Annotated in this window: 4 protein-coding genes; 3 read left to right on the forward strand and 1 reads right to left on the reverse strand. The window is 73.3% G+C overall.

What is annotated here, in order from left to right:
- Window positions 1–19: 19 nt before the first annotated feature.
- Window positions 20–1,492 carry a leucyl aminopeptidase family protein gene (locus RBH18_RS43065; RefSeq protein ID WP_306216304.1) on the forward strand — a complete coding sequence of 491 codons (1,473 nt, stop codon included), beginning with the start codon at window positions 20–22 and terminating at the stop codon, window positions 1,490–1,492.
- 148 nt (window positions 1,493–1,640) lie between these two features.
- Here RBH18_RS43065 and RBH18_RS43070 read toward each other — a convergent pair whose 3' ends face one another.
- Window positions 1,641–2,213: an O-methyltransferase gene (locus tag RBH18_RS43070; protein WP_306216307.1), complete on the reverse strand. Its 573-nt coding sequence runs from the start codon at window positions 2,211–2,213 to the stop codon at window positions 1,641–1,643.
- A gap of 327 nt (window positions 2,214–2,540) precedes the next feature.
- Between RBH18_RS43070 and RBH18_RS43075 the strand changes: the two genes are divergently transcribed.
- Both RBH18_RS43075 and RBH18_RS43080 read left to right on the forward strand, forming a co-directional pair.
- The gene (locus tag RBH18_RS43075; protein WP_306216305.1) at window positions 2,541–3,812 is read left to right on the forward strand and encodes a S1C family serine protease; all 1,272 of its coding nucleotides are present in this window, start codon (window positions 2,541–2,543) and stop codon (window positions 3,810–3,812) included.
- Between the two features lie 31 nt (window positions 3,813–3,843).
- Window positions 3,844–4,266: a Sec-independent protein translocase family protein gene (locus RBH18_RS43080; RefSeq protein WP_306216306.1), complete on the forward strand. Its 423-nt coding sequence runs from the start codon at window positions 3,844–3,846 to the stop codon at window positions 4,264–4,266.
- Window positions 4,267–4,640: the final 374 nt, after the last annotated feature.

Below are 4,640 nucleotides of genomic sequence, written 5' to 3' on the forward strand. Positions count from 1 at the left end.
CGGGAAAGGTCATCCTCCAGTGTTCGCGATTCGTCTCGTCCCCACTGCCGAGCCCGGGACGCACGTCCTCGTGGCCGGCTCCGCCAGCGCGCTCGCGGGTTCCTCCGCCGCGCCGACGGGTTCCTCCGCCGCGCCGGTGGAAGTTCTCGCGGGGGGTGACGACGAGACCGCTGAGCTGCTGCGGACGGCCGATGAGCCGGGCCGCGCGGGTGCCGTCCAGGTCTTCCCGCGCCCGCTGCGCACGCCCGCCAAGCTGCTGATCGCCGGCATCGGCGCGGGTGACGAGGCCGGCTGGCGTGCCGCCGGTGCCGCCGCCCTGCGTGCCGTGCCCGCCGACGAGCCCCTGCACGTGGTGCTGCCCGACGCCGCCGAGCCCGCCGCCGTGCGCGCGCTCGCCGAGGGCCTGTGGTTCGCCGGCTACCGGTTCCGCGACGCCGTCTCCGGCCCGCGGTCCGTCGAGGTCACCCTCCAAACTTCCACCCCTGACGCGTACGAGGAAAGCCTCGCCGTGGCCCGCGCGACCGCCGAGGCCACGTGGCTCGCCCGGGATCTGACCAACACGCCGGCCTCGCTGAAGAACCCGGAGTGGTTCGCCTCGCAAGTCGTCGCGGAAGCTGCTCGCCGGGAAGGGCTGACCGTGGTGGTCCGCGAGCCCGACCAGTTGCGTGCCGAGGGCTTCGGCGGCCTGCTCGCGGTGGGCGGCGGCTCGGCCACCCCGCCGCGGCTGGTCGAGGTGAGCTGGCGGCCCGAGGGGGCCACCAAGCATGTCGTACTGGTCGGCAAGGGCATCACGTTCGACACCGGCGGCCTCACGATCAAGCCCCGCGAGGGCATGAAGCTGATGAAGAAGGACATGGGCGGCGCGGCGGCCATCATCGGCGCCGTCCTGGGTGCCGCCGATCTCCGGCTTCCGGTACGGGTCACCGCGCTCGCGCCCCTCGCCGAGAACGCGGTCAGCGGCTCCGCCTACCGCCCCGGCGACATCATCACGCACTGGGACGGCACGACGTCGGAGAGCACCAACTCCGACGCCGAGGGCCGCCTGGTCCTCGCCGACGCCCTGGGCTACGCCGTCGGCACCCTCGAACCGGACGTGGTGATCGACCTCGCCACCCTGACCGGGGCGAACGCGGTGGCCCTGGGCAAGCGCACGGCCGCCCTCTACAGCCACGACGACGAGCTCGCCGCGGCCCTCTCCGCGGCCGGTGAGGCGGCGGGCGAGCGGATGTGGCGCCTGCCGCTCCCCGACGAGTACAAGGAGTACCTGGCCAGCGACATCGCCGACCGGCACAGCTCGCCGACGCGCGGGGCCGGTTCGGTCGTCGCCGCCCTCTACCTCGGGGAGTTCCTGGGCGAGAAGGTGGGCAGCTGGGCGCACATCGACATGTCCGCGCCGAGCTGGGCCGACAAGCCCGACGGCGACCTGCCCCAGGGCGCGACCGGCTGGGGCACCCGGACGCTGTTGCGCTATCTGGCCGGGCTCGGCGCTTGATCCCAGCGTCTCGTGCCGCGAGCGCGCGTGGTCAGCGTTTGACTGCAGCGTTCGTGCCGCGAGAGCGTGCGGTCGGCGCTTGACCGCGCGTTTCGTCGTGCGAGCGCGCGTCGGCGCTTGACCGCGCGTTTCGTCGTGCGAGCGCGCGTCAGCGCTTGACCGCCGCCAGGAGGCCGCCGCCGGCCGGGATGAGGGCCGGCGTCCACTCCTCGGACTCGCGGATGCTCTTGACCGTCTCGCGGATGGTGATGGTGTCGGCGTCGCGGGCCGCCGGGTCGCTGATCCGGCCGCCCGCCAGCGCGCCGTTGACCACGAGGATGCCGCCCGGGCGCAGCAGGCGCAGGGCGGCGTCGGCGCACGCCCCGAACTCGGTGGCGTCCGCGTCGACGAAGACCAGGTCGTAGACCCCGTCGGCCAGCCGCGGCAGCACGTCCAGGGCGCGCCCGGTGATGATCCGGGTGCGGGACGAGGCGAAGCCCGCCTCCTGGAAGATCCGGCGAGCGATGCGCTGGTGCTCATTCTCGACGTCGATGGTGGTGAGGACGCCGTCGGCACGCATGCCGCGCAGGAGCCAGACGCCGCTGACGCCCGTACCGGTGCCGATCTCGACGACCGCCTTGGCGCTCCCCGCGGCAGCCAGCAGGCTCAGCACGGACCCCGCGCCGGGGGAGACGGCGGCAAGCCCGACCTCGAGGGCCAGGCTCCGGGCGGTCTGCAGCACGACGTCCTCGGCGGCGTAGGCCTCGGCGAACTGGACCGACTGCGCGCTGGGGGTGCCGAGCTGGCGGGCTGCGGTGACGATGACGACCTCCGGGCTCTCACGACGTGCTGCCCGCGAGCCGTGCGGCCCGGAAACGGTGCACATCGGGTATGAGCGTAGAGCGATGCTCTCCCTTCGCGCATCGGGACTTCGCCGGTGGAAAGCGGCGGTTGGGTCGTCGAGGCGCCTACTGAGCGGATGACCGACGCCGATCCGTGTCATTCTGGAGGCGGAGCCGGAGCCCTCCGGGGTGCACGGCACGCGCGGACGACGAGTGGAGGGCCCGACGTGACCGACGGCTGGAGCTGGCGCCAGTCCCCGACGCCACCGGCCGCGCCGCCGCAGGGTGGCCCCGGGTCGCCGTGGTGGTCCGACGCGCTGGCCGACCCGTGGCGCGACCCCTATGCCCCGTCGGCCGTCGTCGTCCCGAGCGCGCCGCAGAGCACCGGCCCCGAGCCCGAGCCGGTCAGCGATCCCCGCGACCGGCCCCGCCAGCTGACGCCCGTCCTGCTGATCTGCCTGGTCACAGCCCTGCTGGCCGGCGGTCTGGGCGGCACCCTGGGCTATGTCTTCGCGGCCCGCAGCGGCGTCGGGGGCGGCGGCACGCAGCTCGGCGGCGCCCCGGTCGCGGCGCCCAGCGCGGCCCAGCGCGCCCCGGAGTCCAACGCCGGCGTGGTGCAGAAGGTCGCCCCGAGCGTGGTGACGGTCCGGGTCTCCGGCGCCATCGGGTCCGGCTTCGTGGTGAGCCAGGAGGGCTACGTGATCACCAACGATCACGTCGTGGCCAACGCCGGCGACACGATGTCGGTCTTGTTCAGCGACGGCACGACCGCCCCGGCGACCCTCGTCGGCCGCGAGCCCGAGTCGGACATCGCAGTGATCAAAGTCTCTCGCGACAATGTGACGGCCATCCAGCTCGGCGACTCGGATGCCATCGCCGTGGGTGACCCCGTGTTCGCGTTCGGGTCGCCGCTCAATCTGGTCAACACCGTGACCGAGGGCATCGTCAGCGCGCTCGACCGCACGCTGCAGGCCCCCGACACGGACGGCACCACCCGCTACTACGCGGCCATCCAGACCGACGCCGCCGTCAACCAGGGCAACTCGGGCGGCCCGCTGGTCGACGCCGACGGCCGGGTCATCGGCGTCAACTCGGTCATCCGCTCGCTCGGCACGGCCGAGAGCGAGGCCGGCAACATCGGCCTGGCCTTCGCGATCCCGATCAACCAGGCCCGCCGCATCGCCGAGGACATCATCGACACCGGCAAGGCCCGCCGCACGGTCATCGGCGCCGAGGTGGCCACGGGCGGCAGCACGTCGGGGGCGAGCAACGGCACGGGCGCCCGGCTCCGCTCGGTCGAGCCGGCCGGCCCGGCCGCCGCCGCGGGGCTCAAGAGCGGCGACGTCGTCACGAAGTTCGACAACCACGTCCTCGACGACGGCATCGGGCTGATCGCGCTGGTCCGCAAGTATGCTCCGGGCGCGACCGTGCCGATCGAGTACCGCCGAGGTACCAAGACACAGACAGCGTCAGTAACCTTGGCAGCCGACGCGAAGTGAGAAGCCCTCACGGGCAGGGAAGGCGGCGGCCGTGTTCGAGAACTTGAACTGGTGGGAGATCGCTGCCCTGCTGATGCTCGCGCTGCTGATCTTCGGCGAGCGCCTACCCAAGGTCATCAGCGACGGCCTGCGGATGCTCCGCAGCCTGCGCCAGATGGCGCAGAACGCGACGACCGACCTGAGCCGCGAGCTGGGCACCGACATCCAGCTGCAGGACCTGCACCCCAAGGCGTTCATCCGCAAGCACGTCCTGTCGGAGGACGACGAGGCCGCGCTCCGCAAGCCGCTGCAGGGCCTGTTCGAGGACGTGAAGACCGACCTCAACGGCGTCAAGAACGACTTCAACGGCGTCACGTCCCACCTCACCGACGCCGCCAAGCCGGCCCCCAAGCCCGCGCCGTCGGCCGCCCCCGCTGCCCCCGCCCCGCGGGCGATCGACATGGACGCCACCTGATCGCTGTGTCGCGAGCCGCGCACCGCGGCTGAGGGCGGACTCGCGTGTGTCCGCCGGGGCGCGATGTGCCGCCGACGACCGGGACCAGGATCGAGCGGAACACCAGGAGCGCGGGTCAGCGCGCCGGATCGCCCCGCGAAGCCAGCCCGAGCAACGGCGAGCAGAGGTGCCGCGGTGCTTGCCGTGGGCGAGCCCCGCGGCCGGCGTGTGACGCACCAAGTCGCGGCTCTGACCGTGCGCGAGCGAAGGCCCCTGCGTGAGCGGAAGCCCGCGCGCGAGCGGAAGCCCATGCGCGAGCGAAATCCCCTGCGTGAGCGGAAGCCCGCGCGTGAGCGGAAGCCCGCGCGCGGGTCAGAGACGGCGGGTCAGCGGCG

Source organism: Actinoplanes oryzae, from assembly GCF_030757795.1.
Taxonomy (GTDB): Bacteria; Actinomycetota; Actinomycetes; order Mycobacteriales; family Micromonosporaceae; genus Actinoplanes.